Annotated in this window: 10 protein-coding genes; 1 reads left to right on the top strand and 9 read right to left on the bottom strand. The window is 47.1% G+C overall.

Going from position 1 to position 17,094, the window contains the following annotated elements:
- Position 1: 1 nt before the first annotated feature.
- The 9 genes from DWZ40_RS06470 to DWZ40_RS06430 all read right to left on the bottom strand — a co-directional run bounded on the left by DWZ40_RS06470 (position 2) and on the right by DWZ40_RS06430 (position 14,219).
- Positions 2 to 955 (bottom strand): ABC transporter permease, encoded by a 954-nt coding sequence (locus DWZ40_RS06470; RefSeq protein ID WP_118541893.1) that lies wholly within the window; start codon positions 953 to 955, stop codon positions 2 to 4.
- Positions 956 to 1,231: 276 nt separating this feature from the next.
- Positions 1,232 to 2,467 (bottom strand): prolyl oligopeptidase family serine peptidase, encoded by a 1,236-nt coding sequence (locus tag DWZ40_RS06465; RefSeq protein WP_118541891.1) that lies wholly within the window; start codon positions 2,465 to 2,467, stop codon positions 1,232 to 1,234.
- Positions 2,468 to 2,494: 27 nt separating this feature from the next.
- A complete protein-coding gene (locus DWZ40_RS06460; protein ID WP_182431637.1) occupies positions 2,495 to 5,848 on the bottom strand; it encodes a CocE/NonD family hydrolase in 3,354 nt (1,117 codons plus the stop codon).
- 105 nt (positions 5,849 to 5,953) lie between these two features.
- Positions 5,954 to 8,053: a sigma 54-interacting transcriptional regulator gene (locus DWZ40_RS06455; protein ID WP_182431636.1), complete on the bottom strand. Its 2,100-nt coding sequence runs from the start codon at positions 8,051 to 8,053 to the stop codon at positions 5,954 to 5,956.
- A gap of 202 nt (positions 8,054 to 8,255) precedes the next feature.
- Complete coding sequence (locus tag DWZ40_RS06450) at positions 8,256 to 9,788, bottom strand: serine hydrolase (protein ID WP_118541885.1); 1,533 nt, start codon at positions 9,786 to 9,788, stop codon at positions 8,256 to 8,258.
- Positions 9,789 to 9,928: 140 nt separating this feature from the next.
- Positions 9,929 to 10,750, bottom strand: a complete 822-nt coding sequence (locus DWZ40_RS06445; RefSeq protein ID WP_118541883.1) for an alpha/beta hydrolase-fold protein — start codon at positions 10,748 to 10,750, stop codon at positions 9,929 to 9,931.
- A gap of 27 nt (positions 10,751 to 10,777) precedes the next feature.
- A complete protein-coding gene (locus DWZ40_RS06440; RefSeq protein WP_182431635.1) occupies positions 10,778 to 12,157 on the bottom strand; it encodes an MmgE/PrpD family protein in 1,380 nt (459 codons plus the stop codon).
- 199 nt (positions 12,158 to 12,356) lie between these two features.
- On the bottom strand, positions 12,357 to 13,280 hold the full coding sequence (locus DWZ40_RS06435; protein WP_118541879.1) for a tetratricopeptide repeat protein: 924 nt from the start codon (positions 13,278 to 13,280) through the stop codon (positions 12,357 to 12,359).
- A 3-nt stretch (positions 13,281 to 13,283) separates the two neighbouring features.
- Positions 13,284 to 14,219 (bottom strand): glycyl-radical enzyme activating protein, encoded by a 936-nt coding sequence (locus tag DWZ40_RS06430; RefSeq protein WP_182431634.1) that lies wholly within the window; start codon positions 14,217 to 14,219, stop codon positions 13,284 to 13,286.
- A gap of 338 nt (positions 14,220 to 14,557) precedes the next feature.
- Between DWZ40_RS06430 and DWZ40_RS06425 the strand changes: the two genes are divergently transcribed.
- Positions 14,558 to 16,969 (top strand): pyruvate formate lyase family protein, encoded by a 2,412-nt coding sequence (locus DWZ40_RS06425; RefSeq protein WP_118541875.1) that lies wholly within the window; start codon positions 14,558 to 14,560, stop codon positions 16,967 to 16,969.
- The last annotated feature ends 125 nt before the right edge of the window (positions 16,970 to 17,094 follow it).

Raw genomic sequence — 17,094 nt, 5'->3', positions numbered from 1 at the left:
CTTATGCTGCTTTTGCTTTCTTCTTGCTGCTGGAATAACGTGATTTAATACGCGGATCTGCGAATGCGTATAAAATATCTACCAGAAGCATGGTAAACGCAAATACGACTGCGATAAACAATACACCTCCCTGTACCACCGGATAATCACGGCTTCCGATCGCAGTTGACATATAGGAGCCGATTCCCGGGATAGAGAAGATGGATTCTGCAATGATCGCACCGCCCATCTGATGCCCCAAGGAAGTACCAACCTGGGTGATGATCGGGATCAGTGCATTGCGGAAAGCGTGTCCATAAATAATTTTTCTTTCCGTCTGTCCTTTCGCTCTCGCTGTTGTCACATAATCCTGACGGATTACTTCGAGCATCGCCGACCGTGTCTGCCTTGCCAAACCCGCCGCACTTCCGACACCGATCGCAAAGCACGGTAAGATGTAACATTTCCAGCTGTCAACGCCCATAGCCGGAAGCAGGTTTAATTTCAGGGAGAAGAATAATACCAGCATCAGTGCAAACCAGAAGTTCGGCATGGATCTGCAGAACAGTGCAACCATCATGGACAGGTTATCTTTCCAGGTGTACTGGTTTACTGCTGCCATAACCCCTAACGGAATACCGATCAGCATGGAAATGCCGACACTGATCAGTGCTACGCGGAAGGTATACGGGAAACGCTGGATCAGTTCTGTCATAACGGAACGACCGTTCACGTACGAAGTTCCGAAATTCAGATGAATGGCATCCCATACATATTTGAAATAGCGGATCAGAAATGGCTGATCCAGTCCCATCTCATGCCTCGTGATTGCAATTTGTTCTTTTGTTGCCTCCGCCCCCAGAATGATAGCTGCCGGATCTCCTGGTGTAAAATACATCAGTGTGAAAACCAGGAAGGATACTCCTAAAAGAACCGGAATCATCCACAAAATTCGTTTTGCTATGTAACGACCCATACATTATTTTCGGACTCTTCACGAAATAAGTCCTACTCTCCTTTCCTAAAATGTAAAAAGCATGTAAAGCTGATCAGTTACTTGATTATAAAGCAAAATGCATGCCAACCTTGCCACAAGAATGTGTTGTTTTTTTATCATTCTTTTTATGGCTTTTTCCGGTCTGCGGCTTTCGGCGCATGGCATGCATTTTTGTTTTTTACATTTCATTCATCACACAATGGGTGAATTTTTCATTTCATTATGTAATTTTTATTTCATTTCGTTATTTATATTTCACTTTACATCGTCAATATGTTCAAAAAATTCAAACATTTTATCAATTTCATTGACCCATGCATCAGAATGATAGCCGCCGCCGATCAGATGGAAGCGGATATCCACACCGGCTTTCTTCATGATATCGCAGCATTCTTTCATAATTTCAGGATTATTGGGATCTTCCGTTCCTGTCATGTACCAGATCTTCTTTCCCTTTAAAGGCGCCAGATCCATGTATTCCACAAGCGGCATACACCCGGTCGGAACGCCCGCCTGAAACAGTTCAGGCCAGGTGGAAAGCAGATGAAACGTTCCGCAGCTTCCCATGGAATTTCCCATCACAAAGATATGGTTCTGGTCGATATTCCAGCGTGCAAGTACCTCATCAAGGACCTGCTTTACCCCTCTTTGGGCAACCTGAAACTCTTTCTTTTCTGCATCCGTATAAAATTGCGGTTCCCCACTCTTTTCCCCTGGTTCCGGAAACATGTAATGCGGTGGAATAAAGCTTCCATAATTACTTCCTGAAACGTAGGAATTCGGTGCGAGAAGAATATACCCATGCTGCTCCGCATAATACTGGAGTTTCTGTTCGCTGCGGATAAACACCGTATCGGAGTTTCCGCCACCGCCATGCAGACAGACAAGCAGTTTGTACGGTTTTGTGCCATCATAGGAAAACGGGATATACATCCGGTAATTATTCAGGCGCTGTTCTTCCTCCATCCAGTAGGTTACATAGACATCCCCGTACTGTTTTTCCCGTCTGAAATCCAGTCTTCTCTGATTGAATTCCGGGCATTTCGGACCATCAAAGCGGATCCGGCTGTCTTCCTCGGAAGCACTGACACCAATATAGTTTCCAATCTGAAAGCTGTAACAGCCAAAGAACCTCTGCATGACTTCTGCGAACGGGATATATACCATTTCTTCCTTCTCGAAGGGAGCATGCCGCAGGGCAATGCTCTCTTCATCGGTACTTACCAGCATATAATTCGGTGTAAAATGAATGCGCTTATCTTTGCAGATCAGGTCTTGCGTCCCTTCCAGTTTCCAGTCCGGACTGAAAATCTTCACCAGATCCGCCAGAGCGACGTATACATCCCCCTCCGTCCGGATTGGAATACGACACAGTTCATGGAGATACTGATTTAAAAATATCTTTTTGCTGTCCGGTGAAATTAAAATCGATTTCAGCTGAAAGCAATATTTTCTTCCTGTATTTGGCGATACTTCTGACTTTAATGCCATAAAACGCCTCCTTTGCCTGAGGATTCTTTATTTGCTGGTGCGGCTCTTTACTTTTTTGCCTGGGATTTCGCCTTCCTTTGCGAATACCACCATATTCTTATCCGCATAATATTCGCTTACATAGCCGGTTCCTTCCAGAGCTTTTCCATTTACATAAACCTCATCCTGGAGCGTAATCGTTTCTGCATCGGAAAGTTCCAGATCAACACATTCCTTCAGATAACGTGCTGAAATCCAGATACTGTTTTCCTTGCAGACAACCGGAAGGTACTCCAGTTTCCGCTCATGGTTATTCTCCAGAATCCGACTGGAATCCAGCTGCATTACCGTCTTTTTAAAGCTGGTAACATCCTGTTTCAGATAGTGATCCAGGAAGCTCCGGATCCCCGCAACCACTTCCGGCTTGTCCCCATAAGCGCCGTTGGTATTGCAGAACAGGAAACAATCGACTGCATATTTTCCGCACACCTCAAAGGTTCTTCTGGTCTGACCAAATGGAATATCCACAGAAGTCATGCCAAGACCGCCATACAGTGCAAGCGGGGCGCAATCCGGTCCAATGGCTCCTACCGGGCTTGCTTTTTTCGCCTCTGCAAGTTTTCCATCCAGATACGAATCGCTTCCCTCTTTTCCGCTTTCCATATACTCGCGCAGCACAGCCATGCCTTTTCCCTCTCCGGCAAAATCGATGACCTGAGCCAGCGGAGCGTTTGGACCGTCGGAATTTAAGAATTTCTGATTTCGCAGTGCTTCTGCTGCATCTTTGTACTCCTCCATGAGATCCTGCCCCATATAGAGGATATCCGACCATCCGTATCCGACAACAGCTGCCTGAACACGGCTGGAATACGCTTCATTTCCGCCTACATGACCTTCTGTCTCCTCATCCCAGGCACGGCATGCCAGGTTCAGGGCAGAGTTTCCGCCAAGAGAAGAACCATATACTGCGATCTTTTCCGGATCCACGCCGAGTTCTTCTGCATGCGCCCGGATATAACGGATATTTCCTTTCAGGTCATATACATAATCCGGATAAGCATTCGGCGGATAGTTGCGCAGGTCAATGCCGATTACAGTATAGCCATACTTCGTCAGATCTGCGATTGGCTTTTTTACATTGGACGGGGTTCCGCTGTAACCATGGATATACACGATACACGGAGCCTTTTTATTGCCATCTTCCGAAGCAAATACTTCAAGCTTTAAGGTTTTTACATCCGGAGCAAATAAAATATCTTCCTTTGGTGTCACCGGAACCTGTGCTACGATCTGGCTCCGCTTAGCCGGAAAAGGGACTGTTTCCTTGTCTCCTCCCTCATAGTGCTGAAGAATACCGTCCATCTTCGGGTTTCCTTCCAGGTGGAAGGTAAATCCAGCAGCAAATACAGCCTTGCCAGCTTCCATCGTATACTTCATTTCCGGACCATTGCTTTCATAGCGGTGCCACATTCCATTCGCATACAGGTAGGTATGTTTGTTGAAGAAATATAAGGTACCAGGTCCGGTTTCGCCATCCAGTTCTACCGTACCGTTATATACGTTCTCCGTGTGCTCTACAAACGGGATCCGGATAAAGGATGCATGGTCTCCGCCCTGATACAAGGTTACAGTCGGAAGGTTTTCCGGATCATAAATGTTATGCTGGAATGCCGTCTCTGCAGAGCATACCAGGGTCAGACGGATCCGGCTGCCTTTCTGGAATACATAAGAGATCGGCTCTAAATGGAACTGCAGATGCACCGGTTTGTCCATTCCTTCTTCCAGGCAGCGTTCCATATCTGCACGCATACACGGATGGTATGTTGCACCACATTCATTCCATGCTTCACGCGGCTCGCTTGTCCGGTGGGAAGCACGCTGGCAGCCCATGGTCACATATTTGCTTCTTCCATCCGGGAATACTTCTTCCAAAAACAGGATAAAATCTGCATCTTTCTGGGTACAGCTTACCCACAGATCAACCGGTGTGGTTCCGGTGATTTCATTCTGATACATACGGAACAGCGGTGCACTGGTAAAGGTCAGTCCCTTCTTATCTACACCTGGTGTCATATCACCATCCCAGGTCATATGCATACGGTCCAGTTCTCCGCCCTGTCCATCATCAAATACTTTCACAGACAGATCTACCTTATAATCTGCACCAGACTCGCTTGCCGGTTTTGTCTGGGAAAGGACACCATCGTTGACAGAATCCACAGTATTGGATTTTTCATCCGACAGATACAGCGTCATCATCCGCTCAGACTCTAACGGCCAGGTATCGGAACATCTCCAGTAATTTCCTGCTCCCGCATTCTGGGTGTAATACATAAACGGCGGTTTTTCATCAAATCCGTTTTTCTTACCTTTCAGGCAGCTGTCAAACCATTTTAAATGTTCTGCCTTAAAATCAAACATGCCTTCCGGGAATCCCTTGGTACCGCGGCGGCTTTCTCTGTGATCCCACGGACCAACCAGAATACTTCCGCCCCATTCTTTTGCGGCAGTCAGCTGACCAAATGCACCGGACTCGATAAAACCGGCAAACTGGTGTACCTTAATATCAGTCTTTTTAAATACATCAATGTCCGTAATCGGCGGAATCGTAAGATTGGTCTTTTCTCCGTCCAGATTCGGATTCGGGTCATCGCGGCACATATCCGGCAGTAACAGCCATCCCATAAATCCATGGTTTTTCCCGTACTGACCGGTCAGATATGCCTCATAAGCCATATCTCCATTCGGGTCCTCATCTACCGGTTTTACCTTTTCCAGAACTTCTTCTTTCGTCAACTGTTTCGGCGCATTCTGGCTTCCAGATAAGGTCGGCAGCTTCTTTAATGCCAGTGCACAGACACCATTCGGGTAATCCTGATAATAGAAATCTGCATTTGCAACGACCGGCGTAATGGCTTTTAATGCCTTTGCCGGTTCCGGTTTTGCTACAGAAGCAGTAAACTGTCCCAGTCCACGGTTCGAACCGCCAAAGGTTCCAACGTTTCCATCACACCAGGACTGTGCATCGATCCAGTTAATGATTGCCGTTACATCCTGGCGGTTTTCAATGCTGCAGAAGCTGTTATTCGTTCCGTAGGAAGCTCCACAGCCGCGCATTTCCGCAATCACACCAACGTAACCATACGGCACGCAATGGGCAATCACATCTGGACCAGTCGGGTCGTCCGGAGTTGTAAACCGTTTTCCCCTGGAAATCAAAAGCAGAACCGGAAGCGGTTCTTCCACCGGCTTTCCGTTTTCGTCTACTGGACGCACAATATCTACGGCAAGCTTTGTTCCATCATAACCATCCACATACTGTGATGTTACTTTGTAATCCCCATACTTTTTTTCAGAAAATCCTGCATACTCACCTGGCATGGAAGATCTCTTCATATACATACACCCCTCTCTCCGTTTTCCGACATCCCAATATCCACGTTTTGATGCCTTTATGCATATGTAATGAGCAAATTTCATGCCAAATTTTTCATTTTATGCCGGTATTTAATACTTTTCTGAGATATTAAATTTTTTCATTCGCCTCCAGAGACTTGTTTTGCTGATTCCAAGAATCTCAGCTGCCGTTCCACGGTTTCCATGAGCGCGGTTTAACGCATCCAGAATCCGGTCATATTCGCTGTCTGCTTTTGAGAATACCGAATGATACGGTGGCTGCGGCACAACATGCTCTTCTGTTTCTAATTGTTTTGTTTCTGATTGTTTTGTCTCTGACCATTTTCTTTCAACTGCTTTTGTTTCCGGTAGTTCTGCTTCCATTTGCTCCGCCTGTTTTGGATTTTTCTGCACCATTCCAGCACTGCTGTCTTTTACCGAATCAAAAAAGCTGTCATTTAACTGGCGAACAACAAATTCCCGATCCACGATCCGGGTCATGCTGATAATCACGAGACGCTCACAGAAATTGCGTAGCTGTCTTACATTTCCGGTCCATGGATATTCCGCCATCGCCTGCATGGCATCTTCCGTCAGTTCAATGTGTTTTTTATTTAAATCCCCAAAATGATGCAGATAATATTCCGTCAGGCGTACCACATCTCCTTTTCGTTCCCGGAGTGCCGGAATTTTCAGCATCAGCACATTCAGGCGGTAATAAAGATCTTCTCGGAATTTTCCCTCTTCCACCAGTTTCTTTAAATTCTTATTGGACGCCGCAATGATGCGCACATCCACCGGAATGACCTTATCATCTCCGACCCGCACAATGGTGTGTTCCGCAAGAACACGCAAAAGCCGCACCTGTCCCAGCGGATCCATCTCTGAGATCTCGTCCAGGAACAACGTTCCCTGGTTTGCCTGCTCGATCAATCCCTTTTTTCCGTTTTTGGATGCTCCGGTAAAAGAACCGGCCGCATAACCAAACAGTTCACTCTCCAACAGATTTGCAGGAAGAGCACCGCAGTTGACTGCCACAAATGGACCGTTTTTGCAGGCGCTCTCGTTGTGGATACTCTGGGCGAACAGCTCCTTACCGGTTCCACTTTCCCCGTAAAGCAGGATATTGGAAGAATGGCGTGCAAACTCCTTTGCATAATGCTTTGTTTGTTTCATACTCTCAGACTCGCCGATGATATCCTGAAACGTATATTTCGCAATCCGACCCTTGTTGTAAAGTTCAGACTTCACGCGCTGCTCGATTTTTTCAATCTGCCGCAGTTCCTCAAAGTTAAGGGCACCACTGATGATCTGTCCATTCTCATAGATTGGAAAACCGTTTATGATCAGCATGCTGTCCTGAAACTGGGCTACTTCCCCGTAAAATTCTTCCTGTTCCACAAACAGGCGTTTCAGCAGTTCACGGTTAAAATCCGGCATCAGGTCACTGATATTTTTCCCCACCAGCTTTTCGCCATTTTCCTTAAAATAACGTTTCAACTGCCCGTTTCCACGAAGAATGATCCCGTCCTGATTCAAAGTCAGGATCGCATTAAAACTGTTGTCCAGGATACTCTGGATCACAGCATTTTTTTCTTTCAGTTCTCTTCGCGATTTTGCAATAATGTCTGCTATCATAAAATTATTATAAAATGTATCCCGTTCAGAATTCGGAAAGTAGAATGCATTGATTCCTTTTTTCGTCATCCGCTCTACACGGTGAGTGCCTGTAATCACCAGATCAAACGTTGCAGCGTACGCATCCAGATCCTCTTCATTTGCATGATGCTCCGCAAACCAGGTTTTTGTAGGCAGATTTTCTACTTCGACCTGAAACAGCTCTTTCAAGACAGCTACATTCACACTCAGCAGCTTTGTTGAAATCAGCAGTACTCTTCTCTTCTGTTCAAAAAAATGTGGATGAAGCCGCTGATATCCGCTCAGGATTTCAATCGTGGAATCCGCAGAAAAGTTCACGCCCATGACATACGCTTTGGAAACCATATTCATAATACGGGTTTCTGCCGCTCCCCTGCACAGGATAATTTCCGCTCCTTCCTGTTCCCACTGACGGATCTGCTCCTGCAATTCTTCTTTTGGCAGATCTTCCGGCAATCTTTTTATGGTAACATCCACGCCAATCCGCTTTGCACTGTATGTGATGGAATCCAGATCATAAGTTCCTGTAAGATAATAGTATATTTTTGTCATACTTCCTCCTGCTGCAATCATCCTGCTGTAATAACCATTTCATCTTTGCAAATTTGATTTCATTTTACAAATTACGAAAGACTCTGTCAACATTGGCGGATCCGCACCAGTCACTTCTCTTTTAATACGCAACACATAAAAAAGTGGAAGAACAATTTCATTTCAGAAATGTTTCTTCCGCTTTTTTACCTTATCTGATCTGCTACTTTTGAAGCATTCCGGTTAAAGTAACCACATCGCCTTTTCCAGTTTTATTTCTCGGCTGGAACGTATACGCTGGAACAGAAATTTCAATCCGGTCTTTTAAGAACCGACACACATATGGATAGCCACACAACAGGGAATCGCTTCTCAACGTGAACGCAAAGCTGTCTGCGCTCTGCCAGCTTCCTGAAAGCATCACATCGTGGGTGTCGTAATAGAAAATCCGGTCCAGATCTGCAATAGAGTCCGGATCGCCTGCATGTAACAGATATCTGCTGCCCTTATTGTGAATCCATTTTCCATCGTAACCGCACACATGTGTAACCGCGCCTTTTTCATCTTCACTTTGAATTTCCACATAATCTTCACGAAAGCCAAAGGAAATGGATTTCTGACCAATCGGATTTTCGGTAAACACGTAGGTTTTTCCATTCACGAGCGATGCAATATTTCCGACTGCATCTCCCTTTTGTGGTGCCAGGTTGAAGTTCTCACACATATCCTGAAGTTTCTTCTGATTCTTCGGATCCGGTCTCATCGGCAGCTTGTAAAGATGGGTAAAGACCTCGCCGAAAAATGCCTGAAGAATCTTGCGGTTGTCATTCTCCGTAGCCAGGATTCCGACTGCCATATTCTGGTCTGGCAGGACAATTCCAAACTGTCCCTGTCCACCAGAAAATCGGAAGCCTCCAACGCTGTTTCTCCACAGATGGAATCCATAACCAGATGTAGAATCCGGCTGACCGGATCCGCTATCCCGGTAGTGGTTGCATGGAACATGATGCTGTCCTGCTGCCACTGCCAGATCCTCACGAATCAGCTGTTTGCCTTCCCAGGAACCTTTCTGCAGGTAAAGCTGGGAAAGTTTCGTTAAGGCATCTGGATGGAACTGGATCGTGGAGGAAAAGAAATGTCCCTCCGGCTCTGTATAATTGTTCGTATATTCAATTCCAAGCGGATCAAAAATTCTTGGTTTTAAGTACCGTCCCAGATCTTTTCCCGTTGCCAGACGAACCAGTTCATTCATAACATACTGGGCACCCATATCATAGCGGAAATACGTTCCCGGCTCGTAAGCAGGCCGTACTTCAAAAAACGTTTTGATCCAGCAGTCACTCTTTCCCCACATCTGAAACAAAGTGTCACAGTCATGACCGGTATTCATGGTCAGCAGATGATAAATCGTCAGCCGGTTCCATTTTTCGTCCAGATCCTCCGGAATCCATTCTTTTGGAAGCCGTGGCACGACTAACTCATGCAGATCATAATATCCATCCTGGATCGCAAGCAGCATACCGGTCGCTACTACTCCCTTTGCTGCGGAAAAAATCCGGTGAAAACTTTTTTCCGTGAATGGTTTTGCGATCGCACTGGTGATCAGTTTTCCATTTCTGACGATCTGAAGGCTGTGCAGTTCCAGCTGTTCCCGTTTGCAGCGGTCCAAAAAACTGATGATTGCTGCCGAAGATACCCCCTGTTCTTCCGGCGTGCTGACCGGCATTTTCCCATGTTCCAGCATCATATCTCCCATAATCTGTTCTTCCTTTCTCCCAATCGTTTTGTTCCTGGTTTTCCTCGTTTTGCTCTTGATTCTCCTCGTTTTTGCTCTTAGTTCTGCTTGTTTTTGTTCTTGTTCTTGCTTTTTCCTTATTTTCAGACTTTCCTCTGAATCTAATAATTCACCTCGCGGATCGGGAACTTTTCAAAAATCGCTTTCCGCAGCATCTGGTTTGCGTAATAGTAATCGTGAATTCCATCTGGTGTAAAGAATTCGTTTTTCAGTCCCACACTGGTCAGATAATCCGCAAATTCCTGACACAATGCGAGACCGTAATCCTGTTTGCCACAGGAATGGAAAATAAGCGGCTTCGGTCGGTCGGATTCTGCAAGGCTCTTTGCGAGATAAAGCAGATCATTCTCTGTTCCGTACACTTCATCGATCGGTCCCATGGCTGCCTGGATCAGATCATTTGAAGCATGGATTCCGCGTTCAAGTGCAAGGTGATACATCCGCACCGGATCCTTTGCACCAGACATGGCCCAGACTGCCGCATATTTTTCCGGACACCGGAGTGCAATCTTCATGGCACAGTGGCCTCCCATGGAAAATCCGGCTACAAAATTATCCTCGCGCGCCGGAGAAGACGGAAACAGTGCCTGTACCAGACGCGGTACCTCTTCCGTCGCGTAAGTGAAATAGTTTCTTCCCACTTTCATATCACAGCAAAAGCTCTCTTCCAGATCCATCCCGACCGTCATAACCCGCTTCTGGTTTCCGTAAAGTTCCACCTGGGTATTTCTTGCCCAGGTCGTATTATCGCCGCTTCCTCCATGACAAAGATAAATCGTCGGGTACTTCTTTCCCGGATAATAAATATCGTCCAGCGTCTTATCCCACGGCGTCTTTCCATCAGACTGATCCGGGATCGTTACCGTAATGGATGTGGACATGTTCAACACTCTTGACCGAAAATGATACTGTAAAATACTCATGTTTTTCTCCTTTATTCGCGGCTTTCTTTACAGCAAAGCTGTCATTTCTTTTATGTTTTCTGCTGTTTCCAGTGTTTCAATCTGATGCATCAGCCGCTCCAGATTTTCATTCTTTTGTGGGATCAGCGCATGTTTTGCGCAGGACTTTACTTTTTCTTCGATTTCTTCCACAGAAGCATCCTTTCGCTCTGTTCCGATTTCTGTATAAAAATATCGGAATGACTGACCATCACAGGTATAGATTGTCACTTCCGTATTCATTCCTTCTGCTTTTCCCCAATCGTCATTAACCTCATATGTGAATCTTGCAGCCAATTTTCTCACGTTTTCATTCTTTAAAGCTTCCGGCCAAAAGTCATCTAATACAACCGTTCCGTTCAGAATTGCCACAGAAGCAGTATATGGGATGCTGAACTTTCCAATGATCGAAGATTCCGGCGCCTTCCGTATTTCTTCCGGCTCCACAAGCATCTGATTCCGTTTGGATACTACAACGTGAACCCGCTCAATCTCCTCCGGCCGGATTGGATTTTGCTTCATCAGTTCCTGTACTGCTATGATTGCCGGATGCGTTCCTGCACAGCTTGGCCAGAGTTTGAAATACAGTTCTCCTGCATAATAATGCTCTCCAAGCTGCCGGATCACCGATTCTGGATCATAATGGTCCCTTGCATAGGCATGATAAAATCCCAATTTTCCTTCCAAAGGCTCCTCAAATCCCTTTAACCCTTTCTTTGCTATCTGGGCAGAAAGGACTGCATTGCGTGCGGAAAATGCCTCCCGCACTGACCGCACTACGGTTTTCGCATTGTTCATCAGCTCTGCACTGCAGGTTGTCTGGCAGAGATTAAAGCTCAGGGCATCTACAATCTGTTCCGGTGTCAGATGCAAAAGCTTACACACTGCGGCAGTTGCACCGAAAGAAGTGTAAATGGTCGGCATATACCAGCCATACTTCTCCAGATCTTCCCTGGCGCCCAAAGACACCCTGCACGCGGTTTCACTTCCCAGTACCAGTGCCGCCAAAAGTTCCTTTCCGCTTACCGTTCCCAACTGCTCGGCCACGGCAAGTGCTGCCGGAAAGGTCGATGCATTGGAATGTACCACCGCATCCATCTGCGTATCCCCAAAATCCAGCGAATGTGCCATGGCCGCATTCGCAAAAGCAGCCCAGGCTGCCGGCAGTTTTTTGCCAAACCCAATCACGGTTGCCTCGTTTTTTCCGCCCACCGCGTTTTCTACCGCCAATTCTACGAATTCCCTGCAGCCATCCCCCAGGACCGCAGCTCCCAGCGTAATCCCCACTGCATCCAGAATGGATTTTTTCTGTGTTTCGATCACTGCATGCGGGATATCCTCATAGTTTGTTTCTGCAATGAACCTGGCTAGTTCATAACTGATTCCCATAGACTCCTCCTTTTTTTGCGCAATCTGTTCTACTATATAGATAAGCAAAAAGCGTGCCAGTTGCGTAAAAAATAGAATGTGACCTGGCACATTCCCGCAGAATATCTTGCTTCGCAGGATACAATTTCCTGCGAAACAAAAAACGGCCACATCCATGTCATGCACCATGAATGCAGCCGTTTCTTCCTTATAGTTTTATTCAGTTTTCGCCGTGCAGCTTCTCTTCAATCTCTCTCTGCTTCTCTTCCCACTTCTTCGCTTCGTCTTCCCGTCCCAGTTTTCTGCAAACAAGCGCACAGTTTGCGCATCCGCTTGCATACTCTGTATTCTCGCCGTAGACCATGCGCGTCTTTTGCAATGCTTCCTCAAAGTCAGCCAGTGCCTGTTCGTAATTGCCTTTTCTGTATGCAAAGGTTCCTCTCGTATTCAGTGCAGCCGGATAATGTGGATTCATGCCGCCGTCCAGCTGCTGTAAAATCTGGATTGCTTCTTCAATTGCTTCCTCTGCCTTCTCACGTTCCCCTTTCTGGTCATATGCCACCGCCAGATTGTTCCAGGTTGTTCCGCGCTCGGTTTCACAATCTTCGCACTGATCCAGCTTTTCCATCGCCTGCCGGAAATAGTCTGCTGCTTCCCGCGGCTGTTTCCGGTCCAGATAAACCAGCCCGATGTTATTATACAGCCCGGCCAGGGTTCCCGGATCCTTATAATCCAGTCCCGCGTAGATCCGGTCTGCCTGTAAGAAGTGTTCCAGAGCCTCCTTAAGTTTTCCCATATAACGGTAAGTGCCTGCCTTATTTAACAGGATCGTGGCATATTCTGCCGTATGTTTGCGGTATAGGGATTCCAGTTCCTTCTGCGCCAGGGAAAATGTCTCCAGGGACTCTTCCCATCGGCTCAAGCCCCGGTAAAAGCATGCCATCTCATTGCATACAGCGACATAATCCATATTGGGTTCCATCTCCGGAACACAGCTTGGACAGCCGTTGTTCTGCGGGATCCAGGCTCCGCTTTCGTATGCTTTTTTCTGCTGTTCTTTTAAGAAGCGTTCTGTTTTTTCCAGATCATGTTCTGCATAACAGGTATCCAGTTCTTTATAAAACTTCGTTAAGTCAAATGCCACGTTTTAGCCTCCAATCTGTACGGTAAGTCCATAAGATTCCACGATTTCCTTTAAATGGTTCATATGCTCGTCCGACGGGATTTCAATGGACCAGTCCATGTTATGTCCAAGACTTTCATTCTTGGATTCACCCAGACGATGATACGGAAGCAGGCAGACCCTGGTATCCGGCGTTAAGTTTTTCTGCACAAATTCTGCCATTGCCCGGATATTCTCCTCGCTGTCATTGTGTCCGGTTATGGTAGGAACGCGGATCCATACCGGTACATGGAGATCCTGATTGATATGGATGATATTTTTCAGGATCCGCTCGTTGCTGACCCCGGTATATTCTTTATGTTTTTCCGGATCCATATGTTTTACATCGCAAAGTGCCAGGTCCACATTGGAATATACCCGGTCGATCACGTCTTCCGATGCATAACAGCTGCTTTCCACGGCAGTAGATACGCCCTCTTCGTGGGCTGCCTTTAACAGATTTTCCGTAAAGTCCGGACATGCCAGGCATTCCCCGCCGCTGATGGTCATACCGCCGCCTGAAGTATCTAAGAACAGCTTGTCGGCAAGGACACGGTCCAATGCTGTCTGAACCGTCATGATCTCACCCGCGATCTCACGCGCTTCTGCCGGGCATGGTTTTACGCAGGCTCCGCAGTCTGTGCAACGTGTACGGTCGATCACCGCATGGACTTTTCCGTCGGTTTCCTGGATGGAAATTGCCTTCTGCGGACAGACTGGAACACACCGGCCGCACCCGGTGCATTTATCCTTATAAAACATCAGCTGTGGTTTTTTTAAATTGGATTCCGGATTCGCACACCAGGTGCAGCGAAGCGGGCATCCTTTTACAAATACGGTCACGCGGATTCCGGGACCATCATGGATACAATAAGTCTGAATATTGAATACTGTCGTCGTAGCAGTTCTGTCTGCCGGCATAACACCAACCCCCTCTGTCTTATTTTCCTTTGCAGGCATTCTTTTGTTTATAAATTGTTTTCTTATATTACTATACCTGGAAACGCAGGTTCCCGCTATGGTTAAACCTTCTATTCATCATAGCCAAAGCACACAAAAAGGTCAAGGAGACATCCGGCTGCCTAAAATTCCATCGATGGATTCTGTGTCGTCCGCACATTTTTTTGTTTCACCTCTGTGCATTTCTTACAACCTTTCGGTAATTGCGTCCGTTTTCTTGCAATGGAATCTCCGACAATGTTATGTTTTTATCAGAGATAAAAATACAGTCTGTCAATTAACCAAGGAGGGGTATCACTATGACTGATCGTGTAAAACGTATGAAAGAAAGTCTCCGCATCAGCAAATATCCGCTGTGCGTAGAACTGTTCCGTCTTGCCAATGAATCACTGGAGAAAACCGGCGGCGAGCCAATGCTGCTGCGCCGTTCCAAACTCCATGCCAATATTCTGGATAACATTACCATCTTTATCGAGCCGGAGGATCTGCTTTGCGGTTCCGGCGCATCCAAACCATTCGGTCTGGAAATGCAGTACGAATACGGTGTCTGGACCAAAGACGAAGTAGAGAGCTTAAAGAGTGAGATCTACACCATCACCCCGGAAGATGAAGAAGAACTTTACCGCTTAAACGAGCAGTTTGCAGGCAACACCGCAAACTCCAACCTGGTAGAAACCATGGGCAAATCCTTAGGACAGAATGACCGCCTGTGGCCATTCATGAAATCCGGCACCATCCTTCCTCCGTGGAAAGATAAAACCGGCGGCTCCGGCGGCGGTTTCGCTATGTCCGGCTACGGTCTTGGACCTGGCTTCTCCCTGGTTGCTGTCGATTACGCAAAAATCTTAAATGAAGGTGCCAAGAGCATTATCGCAGAAGCCAAAGAAAATCTGGCAAACCTGCGCTACGAAAGCCCGGATATCATTGAGAAACGTGATTTCTGGGAAGGTGTTGTCATCGTATTTGAGGCATGGGTCCGCTTTGCAAACCGTTACGCTGACCTGGCTGAAAAGATGGCTGCCGAAGAAAAAGATGAAAAGCGCGCTGCTGAATTAAAAGAGATGGCACGCATCTGCCGCAAGGTTCCTTACGAGCCGGCAGATACCTTCCGTGAGGCACTGCAGAGCTTCTGGTTTACCTTCTTAATGTGCTGCCCAAGCCCGACCACCAGTGCAGGCCGCTTTGACCAGTACATGTATCCGTTCTATAAAAAAGACATTGAGGCTGGCATCATCACGGATGATGAAGTTCTGGAACTGTTAGAGATCATGCGCTGCAAGTGCATGAAGATCAACCGTGTATCCGGTAAGGCAAACCGTGCCAAGAATGCCGGTATGGCAAAGTGGTACAACTGGACCATCGGCGGCGTAAAGCGCGACGGAACTGATGCAACCAACGAACTTTCCTATCTGCTTCTGGAAGCAGCCAAGGATACCCATCTGCCGCACCACACGGTAACCGTACGTGTCCACAAGGGCACCCCGATGAAGCTGATGATAAAAGCCCTGGAATGCGTGCGCAGCGGAATCGGCATGCCAGCCTTTGTCGGCGATGAAAGCTACATCAACTTCTTTGCAAAACAGAGTCCGACCAACTGTCTCCCGATCGAGGATGCGCGTGACTGGTGCTGTACCGGCTGCGTAGACGGCAACGTCCAGGCACAGACCCGTACCCAGGTTGCCTGCTTCTTCATCATTCCGCAGGCTATGGATATCGCCCTTCACAATGGTTTCTGCCGTTACACCAAAGAGATGGTCGGCAAGGAAGTCGGCGATGTTACAAAGATGGGATCCTTCGATGAAATCAAGGAAGCGGTCTTTGACGAGATCCGTTATCTCATGCGCATGGCTAATGAGCGCATTAACGTAGAGATGATCGCAGAACGCGACTTATTCCCGGATGTCTTCCGTTCCAGCCTGATGAAAGACGGCGTAAAGATCGGAAAAGATATGTTCAACCGCCGCTTCCAGTTTGAGAATGGTGCCGTGCTGGGCGCAGTCGGCGCAGTCAATGCCGGAAATGGTCTTTACGCGATCAAGAAGCTCATCTTTGATGAAAAGAAATACACCATGGCACAGCTGATGGAAGCCCTGGATGCTGACTGGGAAGGTTACGATGAGATGCGTGCCGACTTTGCTTCCCAGCCGAAATACGGCAACAACATTCCGGAAGTCGATGCATTTGTAGCTGACATGTACAAACTGCATGCCGATACCTGCTTAAGCCTTCCGTGTGTATACGGCGACACCTTAAAACCGAATGCCATCTCTATTTCCGCACATCAGCCTGGCGGCGCTGTTACCGGTGCAACCCCGGACGGCAGAAAGGGCGGCGAAATCCTTGCCGATGCTTCCCTGTCTCCGGCTCACGGAACCGACACCCACGGTCCGATCGCAGTCTTCCAGAGTGCAATGAAAGTAGACCAGGATCCATATCAGGGAACCCTGATGAACATGAAGTTCCATCCATCCGCATTAAAGACCGAGGCTGATCTGGAAAAACTCGGAAGTATGATCCAGACCTACTTAACCCACGGCGGAAAACACGTTCAGTTCAATGTTGTAAATAAGGAAGAAATGGTTGATGCAAAAGCACATCCAGAGGATCATCCAGAGCTGATCGTGCGCGTAGCCGGATACAGCGCATACTTCACCAGACTGACTCCTGGTATCCAGGATGAAGTCATCAACCGTATGGACCACGACTTATAATCTTTTTTCGGTTATCCCTTCAAAGATCAGGATGCCCACTGCAAACGCAGCGGGCATCTTGATTTTTATATCTGTTTTTTATAAAATGAATTTATCATTGCTATATTTTAGACAGATCTCTGTCA

It is taken from the genome of Clostridium sp. AF32-12BH, assembly GCF_003477935.1.
Taxonomy (GTDB): Bacteria; Bacillota; Clostridia; order Lachnospirales; family Lachnospiraceae; genus Brotaphodocola.
This window is presented reverse-complemented; position numbering and strand designations above follow the sequence as displayed.